Genomic DNA, 14,804 nt, shown 5'->3' on the forward strand with positions numbered 1-14,804 from the left:
CGGTTCGCGGGGGCCACCCACCCCCCCCCCGCCCCCCCCCCCCCGGGGGGGGGCGGGCGGGGGGGGGCCGCCGGGGGGGGGGGGGGCCCCCCGGGGGGGGGGGGGGGGGGGCCCCCCCCCCCCCCCCACCACCGATTCCTGGGGAGACCGACGATGACCGACGTTGCACAGGTGCTGACCCGTCTCTACAGCGACGAGGGCCGGCAGAATCCGTATCCCTGCTACGCCGACCTGCACCGGCTGGGCCCGGTCAGCCCCGTGCCCGCCCGCGCCGAGCACCGCGCCGTCGCCGCGGTCGCCGTCGGATACGACCTCGTCGACCGGCTCCTGCGGGATCCGGAGTGGTACAAGCAACCGCCGCCCGGCTGGCAGGACCAGGAGGTGCTGCGCACGCTTCAGACCTCGATGATGTTCGTCAACCCGCCCGACCACACCCGGATGCGCGGGGTGTTCGCGAAGACCTTCACCCCGCGCCGGCTGGGCGCCCTGGAGCCGGTCGTGCACCGCGTGGTCGACGGCCTGCTGGACCGGATGGCCGACGCCGGCGGGACGGAGGTCGACTTCGTCGCGGAGTTCGCGTACCCGATGCCCGCCCTGGTGATGGCGGAGTTCATCGGCATTCCCGCCGGTGAGCTGGACTTCTACCGGCAGCGGGTGGAGCGGATCGACGAGTTCCTCGACGTGGCCGGCAAGACCCCGGAGCGGCTGGCCGCCGCCAACACCGCCGCCGCCGAGCTGCGCGCCTTCTACCGTGACCTGCTGGCCCACCGCCGCCGCACCCCCGGCGAGGACCTGATCAGCGCCCTGGTCGAGGCGGTCGACGCCGGCGACGTGGCGCTGACCGAGGACGAACTGGTCAGCAACCTCGTCGTGCTGTTCAACGCCGCCTTCGTCACCACCGTCTACATGTTCAGCAACGGCCTGCCGCTGCTGCTGGACCATCCGCAGGTGGCCGCCGCGCTGCCCGCCGACGAGGCGCTGACCCGGGGTGCCGTCGACGAGATCCTGCGGCTGGAGGCGCCGGTCCACTTCCTGGCCCGCGCCGCGCCCCGGGACACCGACCTCGGCGGGGTGCCCGTCGGCCGGGACGAGAACGTCCTGCTGATGATCGCCGGCGCCAACCGCGACCCGGCCCGGTTCGGTGACCCGGACCGCTTCGACCCGCGCCGCAGCGGTCCGCCGTCGCTGGCGTTCGGCGCCGGCCCCCACTACTGCATCGGGGCCGCGGTCTCCCGCCTGGAGGGACGCCTCGCACTGCCCCGGCTGCTGGCCCGCTTCCCCGGGCTGGCGATCTCCGAGCCGCCGGTGCACAGCGGCAGCCTCTTCCTGCGCGGCGTCGACAAACTGCTGGTCAGCACCGGTGCGAAGGAGAACTCGTGACCCTCCACCCGCAGGCGGCGGCGTACCGGGCCGCCCGTGCGGCGGCCGGCACCCCGCCGCTGTACACCCAGACCCTGGCGCAGGCCCGCGCCGCCGACCTCGCCGCGATCCGCGCCGGCGGCGGCGCGGTCGAGCCGGTGCACGAGGTACGCGACACGCACGTCCCCGGTCCCGCCGGTGACCTGCCGGTACGGATCCACCGCCCGGCGGGGGAGGGACGCCTGCCCACCCTGGTGTACCTCTTCGGTGGTGGTTGGACGCTGGGCAGCGTGGACACCGCCGACGGGATCTGCCGGCGGCTGGCCAACGCCGTGCCCTGCCAGGTCGTCACCGTCGGCTACCGGCTCGCCCCCGAGCACCCGTTCCCGGCCGCCGTGCACGACTGCCACGCCGCGGCGCGGTGGATCGCCGCGCACCCGGACGAGTTCGGCGCCGACCCGGAGCGGATCGCGGTCGGCGGGGACAGCGCGGGCGGGAACCTCGCCGCCGCCGTCACCCTGCTGGCCCGCGACAGCGGCGCGCCCCGGCTGGCCGCCCAACTGCTCGTCTACCCGAACACCGACCAGACCGGCGACCCGGCCGGCGACGACGACCCGGCGCTGTTCAACCGCCGCTCGGTCGCCTGGTACCGCGGCCACTACCTCGCCGACCCGGCCGACGCCCGGCACCCGCTCGCCTCGCCGCTGCTCGCCGACGACCTGGGTGGCCTGCCCCCGGCGCTGGTGGTCACCGCCGAGCACGACCCGCTGCGCGACGAGGGGGAGCGGTACGCCCACCGGCTCCGCGACGCCGGTGTACCGACCACGCTGAGCCGGTACGCCGGAATGGTCCACGGATTCTTCGCCATGCCCGGTGCCTTCGACGACGGTCGGCGGGCCCAGGACGAGGCGGCTGCCTTCCTGCGGGAACGCTTCGGCCTGCCATCCGCGCCGTCGACCGGCGGCGCCACCGGGCCCGCCACCGGTGACGCTGTTGCGGCGCGGCTCGGAGCGGGGGCCGTCGATGGCTGAGAGCGTGGTGCCCAGGCCGGACGTGCCGGTGGCGGACCCGCCCGCACCCGCCGGCCTGGCCGACTTCGCCGACCTGGCCCGCGCGGTGCTGCCCGGAGAGGTGTGGGACTTCGTCGACGGGGGCAGCGGCGCAGAGACCACCCTCGCGGCGAACCGGCGGGCCCTGGACCGGGTGGCCGTGCTGCCCCGGGTGCTGCGCGGTGTGCACGCCCCGAGCACGCGCGCCCGGCTGCTCGGCGCCACCCACGCCCTGCCGGTGGCGGTCGCGCCGATGGCGTACCAGCGGCTGCTGCACCCCGACGGCGAGCTGGGCCTCGCGGCGGCGGCCGGCGCGGCCGGGGTGCCGTACGTGGCGAGCACCCTCAGCAGCGAGCCGATCGAGCGGATCGTCGAGGCCGGCGGGGCGGTCTGGTTCCAGCTGTACTGGCTGCGCGAGCGGGCACTCGTGGCGGACCTGCTGGACCGGGCGCACGCCGCCGGCTGCACCGCCCTCGCCGTCACGGTCGACGTACCCATCCTCGGCCGGCGGCTGCGCGACGTGCGCAACGCGTTCGCCATCCCGCCGCACGTCGTCGCCGCGAACCTGCCGGCCGGCCGGGACGACCTCGCGCACGCCGCCACCCCCGGCGTGTCCGCCGTCGCCGCGCACACCGGTGAGGTGTTCGCCCCGGCGGTGAGCTGGGCGGACCTGGAGTGGCTGCGGGCGCGTACCGACCTGCCCCTGGTGGTGAAGGGCGTCCTCGACCCGCGCGACGCGGCCCTCGCGGCGGACGCCGGCGCGGACGCCGTGGTGGTCTCCAACCACGGCGGGCGGCAGCTCGACGGCGCCCCGGCCACCGCCACCGTGCTGCCCGAGGTGGTCGAGGCGGTCGGTGACCGGTGCGAGGTGCTGCTGGACAGCGGCATCCGCGGCGGGGTGGACGTGCTGCGGGCCCTCGCCCTCGGCGCGCACGGCGTGCTGGTCGGCCGGCCGATGCTGTGGGCGCTGGCCGCCGGCGGCCGGGTCGGTGCGCAGACCGCGCTGGCGCTGCTCGCGGGCGAGTTCTCCGACGCGCTCACCCTCGCCGGCTGCGCCGACCCGGCCGCCGCCCGCGAGCTGCGCACGATCCGGGTGGACTGACGAGTGACGCCCGACCTGCACGTGGCCGACCTGCACCCGGCGGTGGACGACCCGGCACTGAACTCGATGAACTTCCTCAACGAGGTGGCCCAGCACTACCCGGACGCGGTGTCGCTGGCCGCCGGCCGCCCGTACGAGGAGTTCTTCGACGTCGACGCCCTGCACCGGCACCTGGATCGCTTCCGGCGGCACCTCGCCGACGACCTCGGGCAGAGCCCGGCCCAGGTGCACCGGACGCTGTTCCAGTACGGCCGCACCAAGGGCATCGTGCACCACCTGGTCGCCCGCAACCTCGCCGTCGACGAGGGGATCACGGTCGACGAGGAGGCGGTCGTGGTGACCGTCGGCTGCCAGGAGGCCATGTTCCTGGTGCTGCGGGCGCTGCGGTCCTCCCCGCGGGACGTGCTGCTCGCCGTCGCACCCACCTACGTGGGGCTCACCGGCGCGGCCCGCCTGCTGGACCTGCCGGTGTGGCCGGTGGCCGGCGGCCCGACCGGGGTGGACCTGGCCGACCTGCGCGCCCAGGTCCGGGCGGCGCGGGCCGGGGGCCTGCGCCCGCGCGCCTGCTACCTGATGCCGGACTTCGCCAACCCGTCCGGGGCGAGCATCAGCGTGGCCGACCGGCGGCGGCTGCTCGACCTGGCCGCCGAGGAGGACCTGCTGCTGGTCGAGGACAACCCGTACGGCCTCTTCCCGGCCGGTGACGGCGACCGGCCGCCCACCCTCAAGGCGCTGGACACCGCCCGCCGGGTGGTCTACCTCGGCTCGTTCGCCAAGACGGTGCTGCCCGGCGCCCGCGTCGGCTACGTGGTGGCCGACCAGCGTGTCGCCGGCTCCGACGGCAGCGTCGGGCTGCTCGCCGACCAGCTCGCGAAGATCAAGAGCATGGTCACGGTGAACACCTCGGCGCTCGCCCAGGCGGTGGTCGGCGGCGCGCTGCTGGAGCACGGGTGCAGCCTGGTCGCCGCGACCGTCCGGGAGCGGGCCGCGTACGCCCGGAACCTGCGCCACCTCGTCGCCGGCCTGGCCCGGCGCTTCGGCGACCCGTCACCCGTGCGGTGGAACGTCCCGGCCGGCGGCTTCTTCGTCGTCGTCACGGTGCCCTTCGCCGTCGACGACGCGCTGCTGCACCGCTCGGCCCGCGAGTACGGGGTGCTGTGGACACCGATGGCGCACTTCTACGACGACGGCGCGCCGGTCGACGCGCTGCGCCTGTCCATCAGCGCGGTCACCCCGGAGCAGATCGACGTCGGCCTGGACCGGCTCGCCGCCCTGGTCACCGACGAACTCGCCCGCCGTGGGGCGGGAGCGCCGGTGGGCTGACACACCGCGTTCACCACCGTCGGTTGTGGACACCCATAATGGAGCGCATGGTCGCCTGGGAGTACGCGCTGCTGGTCCGCCGCTATCAGGGGCAGGGCCGCAATTTCACCGTCAGCTTCGTCTGGTACGCGCCGGACGGGTCCCGCACCGACGTCACCGCGTACGGCGACACCGCGATCGCGCACCTCAACCGGGCCGGCCGGGAGGGCTGGGAACTGGTCTCCGCCGCCGAGGACGTCAACAACATCCAGGGCAGCACGGAGGTGCACCGCTACCACCTGAAGCGTCCCCTCGCCTGAGCGGTTCCCGCCGGCCCGGGTCACGGGCCGGCGGGACCGGTGTCAGCCCAGGTCGACGGCCGGGTAGAGCGGGAAGCCGGTCAGCAGCTCGCCCGCCTGCCGGCTCACCTTGTCGGCCACCGCCGGGTCCAGCGCGTACTTGGCCTTGGACGGGGTGCCGTCGGCGTTCGCGCCGGCCGCCGTCTGGTTCAGCACGGTGTGGATCAGCTCGGCCGTGACGTCCATCTCGGCGGTGCCCAGACCCCGGGTGGTCAGCGCCGGGGTCCCGATCCGGATGCCGGACGTGTACCAGGCGCCGTTCGGGTCCTGCGGGACCGCGTTGCGGTTGGTGACGATGCCCGAGTCGAGCAGCGCCTGCTCGGCCTGCCGCCCGGTGAGGCCGTACGAGGTCACGTCGATGAGCACCAGGTGGTTGTCGGTGCCCCCGGTGACCAGCGTCGCGCCCCGGCGGGCCAGCCCCTCGGCGAGAGCCTGGGCGTTGGCGACGATCGCCTGCGCGTAGTCGGCGAAGTCGGGGCGGCGGGCCTCGGCGAGCGCGACCGCCTTGGCGGCCATCACGTGCGGCAGCGGGCCGCCGAGCACCATCGGGCAGCCCCGGTCCACCTGGTCGGCCAGCTCGGGGCCGCAGAGCACCATGCCGCCGCGCGGGCCGCGCAGCGACTTGTGCGTGGTCGTGGTGACGATGTGCGCGTGCGGCACCGGGTCGAAGTCGCCGGTGAAGACCTTGCCCGCGACCAGGCCGGCGAAGTGCGCCATGTCGACCATGAAGGTCGCGCCCACCGAGTCGGCGATCTCCCGCATGATCCGGAAGTTGACCTTCCGGGGGTACGCCGAGTAGCCGGCGACCAGGATCAGCGGCTTGAACTCGCGGGCCGCCGCGGCGACCTTGTCGTAGTCGACCAGGCCGGTCGCCGGGTCGGTGCCGTAGCTGCGCTGGTCGAACATCTTGCCGGAGATGTTCGGCCGGAAGCCGTGGGTGAGGTGGCCCCCCGCGTCCAGCGACATGCCGAGCATCCGCTGGTCGCCCAGCTCCCGGCGCAGCGTGAACCAGTCCGCCTCGGTGAGGTCGTTGACGTGCTTCGCCTGCGCCCGCTTCAGCGCCGGCGCCTCCACCCGGTCGGCGAGAATCGCCCAGAAGGCGACCAGGTTGGCGTCGATGCCCGAGTGCGGCTGCACGTACGCGTGCGCGGCGCCGAACAGCTCCCGGGCGTGCTCGGCGGCGAGCGCCTCGACGGTGTCCACGTTCTGGCAGCCGGCGTAGAACCGGCGACCGACGGTGCCCTCGGCGTACTTGTCGCTGAACCAGTTGCCCATGGCCAGCAGGGTGGCGGGGGAGGCGTAGTTCTCGCTGGCGATGAGCTTGAGCGACTCGCGCTGGTCGGTCAGCTCCGCGCCGATGGCGTCGGCCACCCGCGGCTCGACGGCGCGGATCACCTCGAGGGCACTGCGGAAGGCGGTGGATTCGGCGTTCGGCGACATGCGACCTCCTGGTGACGTGCGGAAGGCCCAGGCGCTCGGCATGCGTCCTCATGACGGGGCCGCTCCCCGATGGTTCTCCATCTCCAATGCGCCAGTCACGGCCCGCCGGTGATCCTACCGGGTCGGCCCGAGGTCGCCGCGCCGCCGGGGGTTGAGTGGCCGCCCCCGGGGCACTGCTTCCTGCGGAGCCGGTCGCGGCGTGGCGGCCGGTCCGCCGAAGACGAGGGGAGTGACTCCGACGATGACCACACAGAGCAACGACCGGCCGCTGGCCGTGGTGACCGGCGCGTCCAGCGGGATCGGGTACGAGCTGGCTGCGCAGTTCGCCGAGCACGGCTACGACCTGGTGATCGCCGCCGAGGACGACGGCATCACCCCGGCGGCGGAGAAGCTGCGCCGCGACGGCGGTCCGCAGGTCCAGCCGGTCCGGGTGGACCTGGCCCGGCCCGAGGGCGTCGAGGAACTGGCGGTGACCGTACGGGCGACCGGCCGGCCGGTCGACGCGCTGGCGCTCAATGCCGGGCGGGGTGCCGGTGGCGACTTCGTCGGCGGCACCGACCTGGCCGACGAGTTGACCGTCATCGACCTGAACGTGCGCTCGACGGTGCACCTGGCGAAGCTTCTGCTGCCGGCGATGGTGGAACGCGGCGCGGGGCGGGTGCTGTTCACCTCCTCGATCGCCTCGACGATGCCCGGCCCGTTCCAGGCGGTCTACAACGCCTCGAAGTCGTTCGTCCAGTCCTTCGCCGAGGCGCTGCGCAACGAGCTGAAGGCGACCGGCGTCACGGTGACCTCGCTGATGCCCGGGCCGACGGACACCGAGTTCTTCGCGCGGGCCGACATGGAGGACACCCGCGTCGGCGCCGGGCGGAAGGACGACCCGCGCACGGTCGCCGAGCAGGGCTTCAAGGCGCTCATGAAGGGCGACCAGACGGTCACCGCGGGCTCGCTGATGAACAAGGTCCAGACCGCCGCCGGCAAGATCGTCCCGGACAGGCTGAAGGCCGAGCAGCACCGCAGGATGGCCGAACCGGGCTCCGCCTCCTGACCCACCCGCCCGCCCCGCCGGGACGGGAGCCGCCCGCCGTACCCGCCACGCCCCGCCCGCGCTCCACGCCCGCGCTCCACGCCCGCGCTCCACGCCCGCGCTCCACGCCCGCGCTCCACGCCCGCGCACCGCGCCCACGCGCCGCGCCCGTCACGCAGTTTCCGGGAAAGAGTGGCCATTCCCCGCGGAATGGCGACTCTTTCCCGGAAACTGCTGCTTCCCGACGGGCGGGCAGGCGGGGGCAGGCGGAGGCAGGCGGAGGCAGGTTGGGGCAGGCGGGGGCAGGCGGGGGGCGGGCGGGCGCGACGCGGTAGGGGTCGGGCGCGGCCGGTGGGGGTCGCGGGTGGGGCCGGTCGCCCCTAGGATCGACGGCATGGCGGGGGAGGCGGGTGAGGGAAGTCTGCTCGCCATCAGTGACCTGCACGTGGGGCACCGGGACAACCGGCCGATCGTGGAGGCCCTGCGGCCGGAGACACCGCACGACTGGCTGCTGGTCGCCGGTGACGTGGCGGACACGGTCGCCGACGTCGAATGGGCGCTGGGCCTGCTGGCCGACCGCTTCGCGCGGGTGATCTGGTCGCCCGGCAACCACGAACTGTGGACCCCGCCGCACGATCCGGTGGCGCTGCGCGGTGTCGAGCGCTACCACCACCTGGTCGAGATGTGCCGCCGCCTCGGCGTGCTCACTCCCGAGGACCCGTGGGCGGTCTGGGAGGGCCGTGGCGGGCCGGTGACGGTCGCGCCGATGTTCCTCCTGTACGACCACAGCTGGCGCCCGGAGGGATTCGACACCCCGGAGGCGGCGCTGGCCGAGGCGTACCGGACCGGGATCGTGTGCACCGACGAGCAGTTGCTGCACCCGGACCCGTACCCGAGCCGGTCGGCGTGGTGCGCGGCGCGCGTCGCCGAGACCGCCCGGCGGCTCGACGAGCGTGATCCGGCCCTGCCGACCGTGCTGGTCAACCACTGGCCGCTGGTGCGGGAGCCGACCCGGATCCTGCGGTACCCGATCTTCGCCCAGTGGTGCGGCACCGAGGCCACCGCCGACTGGCACCGGCGTTTCGACGTCGCCGTCATGGTCTACGGGCACCTGCACATCCCCCGGACGACCTGGTACGACGGGGTGCGGTTCGAGGAGGTCTCGCTGGGCTACCCACGGGAGTGGCAGGCTCGGAGCGTACCGCCGGGGCGGTTGCGGCGGATCCTCCCGGCGCCCGACGGGGTGCCGCCGACGGCCTGGTGAGACGCGTGCGGGCCCGGCCGCCGGCCGGGCCCGCGGAGCACGGTCGCGCTCAGGCCGTCATCGCGTCGACGGACTTCTTGATCGCCTTCGGTGCGGTGGGGGTACGCGGGGCGTCGGCGCGCATGTCGATCATGCGCTGGCCGATCTCCTGGAGCTGGTTACGCCCGAGCGCCTCGCGGACCTTGGGGAACCACTCCTGCTCCTCCTCCTCGACGTGGTGCTCGACGTTCTCGATGAGCACCGTGGTCTTGGCGACGAAGCGCTCGTCGGAGGCGTCCATGGTGGCCAGTTCGGCGCAGAGCACGTCGGCCACGTGGTGCTCCTCGTACGACTCGAGGATGTCGTCCTCCAGGTCCGGCAGGAGCTTGCGGACCTCCGGGTACATGACCTCGTTCTCCAGGTAGGTGTGCACCGTCAGGGCCTCCAGGATCTGGGTCACCAGCTCCTGGCGCCGCTGGGCGGGACCCTCTTCCGCCTTCTGGAACTCACGGAAGAGGCGGCGCATCTCCTTGTGGTCCTCTTTCAACAGGACGATGGCATCGGTGGACACCGGCGGGACCTCCTCTTTTCGGCTGACCCAGATCCCCTACCCTCGCCTGAGCTGCGGAAACGAAAGGGCCCGGCGGAGTTCCGCCGGGCCCTTCCGCGTGCTGCCGTGGTTACTTCACCGCGTTGTACGCGTTGACCATGCCGGCGCCGTAGAAGCCGTTGCGCTCGCCGCCGGAGCAGGTCGCGTCGTAGGCGTTCGGGCCGGCCGGGTGCAGCGGAGCCGGGTTGTAGACGCCGTCCGGGCAGGACTGCGCCTCGGCGGTGCGCTCCAGCAACGCCGCCAGGGCGCCCGGGGCCAGGCCCGGGTGCGCCGACAGGGCCAGAGCGGCCACGCCGGTCGCGTGCGGACCGGACATCGAGGTGCCCTGCTTGTAGCCCCAGCCGTTGATCTTCGTGGCCGGGTTCCACGTGGTCGACAGGATGCCGTCGGTGCTGGTCGGCCCAGCGCCCTGGGTACGGTAGCGGGTGTCGCCACCCGGCGCCGTCACGTCGATGACGCCCTGGCCGTACGAGGAGTAGAAGCTCTTCTCCCCGGTCCGGCCGACGGCCGAGACGGTCACCACGCCCGGCGCCTCGGCCGGCAGGTCGAGGCAGGCGTTGGTGAGGTTCTCGCGGATCTCGGGCGTGTCGTTGTTCGGGCTGTGGATGTCGGTGATCTTGTGGGCGAGGTCGAAGTTCGAGTTACCCGCGGACGCCACGTTGAGCACGCCCTTGCTGTTCGAGTAACGGATGGCCCGCTGGACCGCCTGCCACACCGGACGCTGGCGTGCGTCGTTGCGGCAGTTCAGCTCCCACGGGTCGATGAAGTAGCTGTTGTTGGTGAGCTGCATGCCGTGGTCGGCGGCCCACATGAAGCCGCACAGCGCGGCCTCCGGGTAGATGTACAGGTCGTCGTTGACCACCTTGACGGCGGCCACCTTGACGCCCGGCGCGACACCGGTGACGCCGACGCCGTTGACGGCGGCGGCGATGGTGCCGGCCACGTGGGTGCCGTGGTCGGAGACGGTCGGGTTCCAGGCCGCCTCGTCGGTGTCGGCGACACCGCCGATGCACGACGCGCTCTTGTCCTTGGCGATCTGGGTGGCCAGGTCCGGGTGGCTGGAGGAGATGCCGCTGTCCAGCACGCCCACCACCACGTCGGCGCTGCCGGCGTTGACCGCGTGGGCCTGCGGGACGTCGATCATCGGCATGTCCCACTGCTGGCCGAAGAGCGGCTCGGCGGTGGGGTCGGCGGTGGCCGCGGCGGCCGTGGCGGCCGACACCTCCACCGTCTCACCCTGGTCGAGCAGGGTGCCCAGGCCGGCGGTGGAGGCCACCGACTCGACGCCCGCGCCCGCCACCCGGCTGGTGAAGTCGGGGTTGGTGGAGCGGACGACGAGCACGCCGATCTGGTGGTAGCCGGCGACGACGGTGCCGCCGGCGGCGGCGACCCGGGCGGCCGCCTTGTCGGTCGTGGCGCCCTGCGGGGCGAGCACCAGGTAGGTGGTGTCCGGTCCGGCGGCGGACGCCGCCGGGACCAGGCCGCCGGTGACGGCGAGGCCGACACCGAGCGACACGGCGGACGCGGCCGCCAGTGTCTTGCGACGGAGGTTCTTCACACAGACTCCCAGGGGCTGTCTTCTCCCGGCCCGCCCTTGCGGGGAGCGGACCGGCGGGAGGAGGGCGGGACGCCGCCTCCGGTGGGTACAGCGCCGTGGGTCGATGTGGCGTTACACACACCTGCCTGGCGGGACAATTGGTGTCATACGGTGGCGAGGGTGTGCGGGATCTCGTCGAGCAGCTCGCGGGCGAGAAACCCGATGCGTCCGTACCGGGGAACCAGCCGCTGGCCGCTCACCGCGTGGGCGAACGCCGCCCAGCAGGCGGCCTGCGCCGGCTCGGCGCCCCGGGACAGCAGCCCGGCGAGCAGACCGGCCCGCACGTCGCCGCTGCCCGACGTCCCGAGCCCCGCGTCGCCGCTCTCCTCCCGCCAGCTCCGCCCGTCCGGTGTGGCGACATGGCCGTAGAGGGACACCACCGCGTCGTACCGCCCGGCCAGCCCGATCGCCTCGGCGTCCAGGTCGTCGCCCGGCTCCCGGCCGAGCAGGTGCCGCGCCTCGACCAGGTTGGGGGTGAGGACCGCCCGCCGGCCCGCGCCGGCCAGCAGCTCCGGCGAGTGGCTGAGCGCCCCCAGGGCGTACGCGTCGAGCACCAGCGCCGTCTCCGGCCCGGCGGCGTCGAGGACCAGCCGCAGCAGCTCGCGGGTCTCGTCGATGCTCTTGAGGCCCGGCCCCACCGTCACCACGTCCGCCTCCGCGACCAGCTCGCTGAGCTGACCGTCGGACTCCCCGGCGACCGCGCCCGCTGGCGTCTCCGGCAGCCCCACCACCAGCGCCTCCGGCACCTGGATGCTGAGCGCGGCGGCGGTGGACTCGGCGGCGGCGAGCTGGAGCACGCCCGCGCCGGCCCGCAGCGCCGCCACCCCGGCCAGCAGCACAGCGCCGGGGGCGAACCGGGAACCCCCGACCACCAGCACCGTGCCCCGGGACTCCTTGCCCCCGGTCGGTACGGGCAGCGCCCAGTCCCGCAGCAGCGCGGGCGTGATGACGCGCGTGTCAGACCGGTTCGGCATGGACCTCGTCCTCCCTGGTGGGTGTGGCGCCCTGCGCCTGCAGGTGGCCGACGTCGTTGAACACGTCTGGGCGGAGCCGGCCGTCGCCGTCGGCCGACCAGCCGGTCACCGAGCAGTTGGCGATGACGTACCGGCGGGTCAACGCCATCAGCTCGTCCTCGGTGAGCCCCTCCACCAGGTAACGAGTCAGGAACACCAGGGCGTCGTGGCCGAACAGCAGCACCCGGCGGTCCTCGTGGTCGCGGCGCAGGTCGCCGAGGAGAGCGCGCAGCCGCAGCGCCACGTCGGTCCACGACTCCCCGCCGGGCGGCCGGTAGTAGAACTTGCCGAGCCGGTCCCGCCGCGTCGCCTCCTCCGGGTACCGCCGGCGCACGCCGTGCCCGGTCAGCCCGTCCAGGATGCCCAGCTCCCGGTCCCGCAGGCGCTCGTCTCGGCTGACCGGGATGCCGGTGCCGTCCAGGGCCAGCTCGGCGGTACGGACCGCGCGCAGGTACGGCGACACCACCGCCACGTCCGGCCGGCGTGCCTCGGGCAGCTCGGCGAGCCACCGGCCGGTGGCCCGTGCCTGGTCCTCCCCGGTGGGGCTGAGGGGCACGTCCGGGTCCCGGTGGGTCAGGTCGATCAGCTCCGACCCGGACTCCTCGGCCGCCGAGGCCGCCACGTTCGCCGTGCTCTCGCCGTGCCGGACGATCCACAGCGTCGCCAGTTCCGCCATGCGGCACCTGCTACCCGGGTGCCGTCGCCGGTAACCGCACCGGTCGGGCGCGGCGGTGGGGGCGTGAACGGGAGCGGGCCGGGTAAGCGCCCGGTCCACCCGATCGAGGACAGGGGAGGTGTGCCGTGGCCACGATGGTCAGGGAACCGATGAGCCCGGTCAAGGACAAGAACTACGACCTGATCCACGCCCTGCAGATGTCGTTGCAACATGTATGGCAGTTGGAGACGTACATCGCAGACGCGGACTCACGGGGCGACTCCGAACTCGCCACCTGGTTCCGGAAGATCCAGGAGAACAACCGCAAGGCGGGTGAACAGGGCAAGCAGATGCTCATATCCCGCTTGCAGAAGGAGAACGGCTGAGGTGATCGCCGGCGTCCGGGCGGACCGTGCGGGTCCGCCCGGACGCGGCCTGCGTTCCGCGCCAGCCCCGACCGTTACCCTGCGGCCATGGACGGCGGGTATGACGGCGAACAGGTGGCGGCGGCGATCGAGCGCGCTCTCGCCCGGCTCACCTTCGTCGACCTGAGCGCCGACGCGGTGACGGCGCTGATCATCGAATCGGTGGCCGCCTGGGCGGGTGAGCAGGGGTGGCGGGTCTACCGGCGGGCGCCCAGCGTGCTGCCGTTGCCGCCGCCGCTGTCCGATCGGCGGTCCGTCCTCGACGTGGCGTGTGCACGGCCGGACGGCCCACCCGTGGTCGTCGAGGTCGACCACACCGATCGGCGTCGTACCTGGGAGAAGCTGGCGGCGGAGGCGGCGGCCGGCCGGGTCGCGGTGTGGGTGCGCTGGGGGGCGGGTCGGTTCGGCACGCCGCCCCCGCCGATCCATGTCGTGACGTGCCAGGTCGCCCGCCGCAACGGGCCGGGCGGTCGCCTGCACACCCGGACGCCGGAGGGCCACCGGCCGCCGCCCGCGCACTCGGCACACGCCGCCGGCGACACCACGGTGGTGCCGTTGCCGTCGCTGGACGACGGGACACCCGGAGTCCCGCGGTGAGCCGGGCGCGGACGCCGGCCGATGCCACTACGGTGTGAGGCGTGGCGACGCCGGCCGAGGAGATCCGGGTGGGGGAGCGGCTGGTCCGTGTCTCCAGCCCGGACAAGCCGTACTTCCCCGAGCGCGGGCTGACCAAGATCGATGTGGTGCGGTACTTCCTCGCCGTCGGCGACGGCATCCTGCGTGCCCTGCGGGACCGCCCGACCATGCTGGAGCGGTGGCCGCGCGGCGTGTTCGAGGGCGCGAAGATCGGCACCCGGCAGGACAACCGGGGCGACGCCTTCTACCAGAAGCGGCTCCCGGCGGGAGCCCCCGAGTGGGTGCGCACCGCGCACATCACCTTCCCCAGTGGGCGGACGGCCGACGAGGTCGCGCCGAGCGAACTGGCCGTGGTGGCCTGGGCGGCGAACCTCGGCACGCTGCGCTTCCACCCCTGGCCGGTGACGAAGGCGGACGTGGAGCGGCCGGACCAGCTCCGCATCGACCTGGACCCGATGCCCGGCGTCGACTTCGACCAGGTCGTGCCGGTGGCCCACGAGGTCCGCGGCTTCCTCGACGAGCTGGGCCTGACCGGCTACCCGAAGACCACCGGCGGGCGGGGCCTGCACGTCTACCTGAGCATCGAGCCCCGGTGGAGCTTCGGCGAGTGCCGGCGGGCGGTCCTGGCGCTGGGCCGTGAGATGCAGCGCCGCCGCCCGGACCTGGTCACCACGACGTGGTGGCGGGAGCAGCGGGACCGCCCGGTCTTCGTCGACTACAACCAGATGGCCCGGGACCACACCATGACGTCGGCGTACTCGGTCCGGCCGACGCCGGCCGCGCTGGTGTCCGCGCCGCTGGACTGGGCGGAGCTGGACGACGCCCGGCCGGAGGACTTCGACGTCACCACGATGCCGGCGCGTTTCGCCGAGCGGGGTGACCCGCACGCCGGCCTGGACGACCGGCGCTTCTCGCTGGAGCCGCTGCTGGACCTGGCCGACCGCGAGGGCCTGGAGGCGCCACCGGAGCGGTGACGGTCCGTCGGCC

At 74.1% G+C, this 14,804-nt stretch carries 14 protein-coding genes, 1 pseudogene and 1 riboswitch; of the genes and pseudogenes, 10 read left to right on the forward strand and 5 right to left on the reverse strand.

Features of this window, described 5'->3' with window-relative positions; translation table 11 throughout:
• The first annotated feature begins 153 nt into the window (after positions 1-153).
• The 5 genes and pseudogenes from ACIBR0_RS13605 (at position 154) to ACIBR0_RS13625 (ending at position 5,132) form a co-directional block, all read left to right on the forward strand.
• On the forward strand, positions 154-1,380 hold the full coding sequence (locus ACIBR0_RS13605) for a cytochrome P450 (RefSeq protein WP_396715356.1): 1,227 nt from the start codon (positions 154-156) through the stop codon (positions 1,378-1,380).
• A pseudogene (locus ACIBR0_RS13610) lies at positions 1,377-2,309 on the forward strand (alpha/beta hydrolase); the annotation flags it as partial. The gene ACIBR0_RS13605 and the pseudogene ACIBR0_RS13610, both read left to right, overlap by 4 nt.
• Before the next feature lie 73 nt (positions 2,310-2,382).
• On the forward strand, positions 2,383-3,510 hold the full coding sequence (locus ACIBR0_RS13615) for an alpha-hydroxy acid oxidase (RefSeq protein WP_396715358.1): 1,128 nt from the start codon (positions 2,383-2,385) through the stop codon (positions 3,508-3,510).
• A gap of 3 nt (positions 3,511-3,513) precedes the next feature.
• Entirely contained in the window at positions 3,514-4,833 is a 1,320-nt protein-coding gene (locus tag ACIBR0_RS13620) for a PLP-dependent aminotransferase family protein (RefSeq protein ID WP_396715360.1), read from the forward strand.
• A 38-nt stretch (positions 4,834-4,871) separates the two neighbouring features.
• On the forward strand, positions 4,872-5,132 hold the full coding sequence (locus tag ACIBR0_RS13625; protein WP_396715362.1) for a hypothetical protein: 261 nt from the start codon (positions 4,872-4,874) through the stop codon (positions 5,130-5,132).
• 42 nt (positions 5,133-5,174) lie between these two features.
• Here the strand turns inward: ACIBR0_RS13625 and ACIBR0_RS13630 are convergent, their stop codons facing one another.
• The gene (locus ACIBR0_RS13630) at positions 5,175-6,611 is read right to left on the reverse strand and encodes a glycine hydroxymethyltransferase (protein WP_396715364.1); all 1,437 of its coding nucleotides are present in this window, start codon (positions 6,609-6,611) and stop codon (positions 5,175-5,177) included.
• Positions 6,612-6,629: 18 nt separating this feature from the next.
• Positions 6,630-6,720, reverse strand: a riboswitch (ZMP/ZTP riboswitch).
• A gap of 132 nt (positions 6,721-6,852) precedes the next feature.
• Here ACIBR0_RS13630 and ACIBR0_RS13635 point away from each other — a divergent pair.
• Positions 6,853-7,659 (forward strand): SDR family NAD(P)-dependent oxidoreductase, encoded by an 807-nt coding sequence (locus ACIBR0_RS13635; RefSeq protein WP_396715366.1) that lies wholly within the window; start codon positions 6,853-6,855, stop codon positions 7,657-7,659.
• A 373-nt stretch (positions 7,660-8,032) separates the two neighbouring features.
• Positions 8,033-8,902, forward strand: coding sequence for a metallophosphoesterase family protein (locus ACIBR0_RS13640; protein WP_396715368.1), 870 nt, complete (start codon positions 8,033-8,035; stop codon positions 8,900-8,902).
• A gap of 49 nt (positions 8,903-8,951) precedes the next feature.
• Here the strand turns inward: ACIBR0_RS13640 and ACIBR0_RS13645 are convergent, their stop codons facing one another.
• The 4 genes from ACIBR0_RS13645 to ACIBR0_RS13660 form a co-directional block, all read right to left on the reverse strand.
• A complete protein-coding gene (locus ACIBR0_RS13645) occupies positions 8,952-9,452 on the reverse strand; it encodes a hemerythrin domain-containing protein (protein WP_357040275.1) in 501 nt (166 codons plus the stop codon).
• 109 nt (positions 9,453-9,561) lie between these two features.
• Positions 9,562-11,049 (reverse strand): S8 family peptidase, encoded by a 1,488-nt coding sequence (locus ACIBR0_RS13650; RefSeq protein WP_396715371.1) that lies wholly within the window; start codon positions 11,047-11,049, stop codon positions 9,562-9,564.
• 143 nt (positions 11,050-11,192) lie between these two features.
• Complete coding sequence (locus ACIBR0_RS13655; RefSeq protein ID WP_396715373.1) at positions 11,193-12,062, reverse strand: NAD(P)H-hydrate dehydratase; 870 nt, start codon at positions 12,060-12,062, stop codon at positions 11,193-11,195.
• On the reverse strand, positions 12,046-12,777 hold the full coding sequence (locus ACIBR0_RS13660) for a histidine phosphatase family protein (protein ID WP_396715374.1): 732 nt from the start codon (positions 12,775-12,777) through the stop codon (positions 12,046-12,048). The genes ACIBR0_RS13655 and ACIBR0_RS13660 overlap by 17 nt, the downstream gene beginning before the upstream one ends.
• A gap of 134 nt (positions 12,778-12,911) precedes the next feature.
• On the opposite strand from ACIBR0_RS13660, the gene ACIBR0_RS13665 reads away from it, so the two are divergent.
• From ACIBR0_RS13665 to ACIBR0_RS13675, 3 genes are all read left to right on the forward strand, one after another.
• Positions 12,912-13,142 carry a hypothetical protein gene (locus tag ACIBR0_RS13665; protein ID WP_396715376.1) on the forward strand — a complete coding sequence of 77 codons (231 nt, stop codon included), beginning with the start codon at positions 12,912-12,914 and terminating at the stop codon, positions 13,140-13,142.
• Between the two features lie 87 nt (positions 13,143-13,229).
• Positions 13,230-13,778 carry a hypothetical protein gene (locus ACIBR0_RS13670; protein WP_396715378.1) on the forward strand — a complete coding sequence of 183 codons (549 nt, stop codon included), beginning with the start codon at positions 13,230-13,232 and terminating at the stop codon, positions 13,776-13,778.
• A 41-nt stretch (positions 13,779-13,819) separates the two neighbouring features.
• A complete protein-coding gene (locus ACIBR0_RS13675) occupies positions 13,820-14,791 on the forward strand; it encodes a DNA polymerase domain-containing protein (RefSeq protein WP_396715380.1) in 972 nt (323 codons plus the stop codon).
• Positions 14,792-14,804: the final 13 nt, after the last annotated feature.

This window comes from Micromonospora sp. NPDC049497, from assembly GCF_044465805.1.
In the GTDB taxonomy this organism is placed as follows: Bacteria; Actinomycetota; Actinomycetes; order Mycobacteriales; family Micromonosporaceae; genus Micromonospora.

Bases quoted from the DNA above. Each gene is read 5' to 3' on its own strand.
- ACIBR0_RS13665 (WP_396715376.1), top strand. From the start codon at position 12,912: ATGGTCAGGGAACCGATGAGCCCGGTCAAGGACAAGAACTACGACCTG.
- ACIBR0_RS13660 (WP_396715374.1), bottom strand. From the start codon at position 12,777: ATGGCGGAACTGGCGACGCTGTGGATCGTCCGGCACGGCGAGAGCACG.
- ACIBR0_RS13605 (WP_396715356.1), top strand. From the start codon at position 154: ATGACCGACGTTGCACAGGTGCTGACCCGTCTCTACAGCGACGAGGGC.
- ACIBR0_RS13625 (WP_396715362.1), top strand. From the start codon at position 4,872: ATGGAGCGCATGGTCGCCTGGGAGTACGCGCTGCTGGTCCGCCGCTAT.
- ACIBR0_RS13655 (WP_396715373.1), bottom strand. From the start codon at position 12,062: ATGCCGAACCGGTCTGACACGCGCGTCATCACGCCCGCGCTGCTGCGG.
- ACIBR0_RS13615 (WP_396715358.1), top strand. From the start codon at position 2,383: ATGGCTGAGAGCGTGGTGCCCAGGCCGGACGTGCCGGTGGCGGACCCG.
- ACIBR0_RS13630 (WP_396715364.1), bottom strand. From the start codon at position 6,611: ATGTCGCCGAACGCCGAATCCACCGCCTTCCGCAGTGCCCTCGAGGTG.
- ACIBR0_RS13640 (WP_396715368.1), top strand. From the start codon at position 8,033: ATGGCGGGGGAGGCGGGTGAGGGAAGTCTGCTCGCCATCAGTGACCTG.
- ACIBR0_RS13670 (WP_396715378.1), top strand. From the start codon at position 13,230: ATGGACGGCGGGTATGACGGCGAACAGGTGGCGGCGGCGATCGAGCGC.
- ACIBR0_RS13635 (WP_396715366.1), top strand. From the start codon at position 6,853: ATGACCACACAGAGCAACGACCGGCCGCTGGCCGTGGTGACCGGCGCG.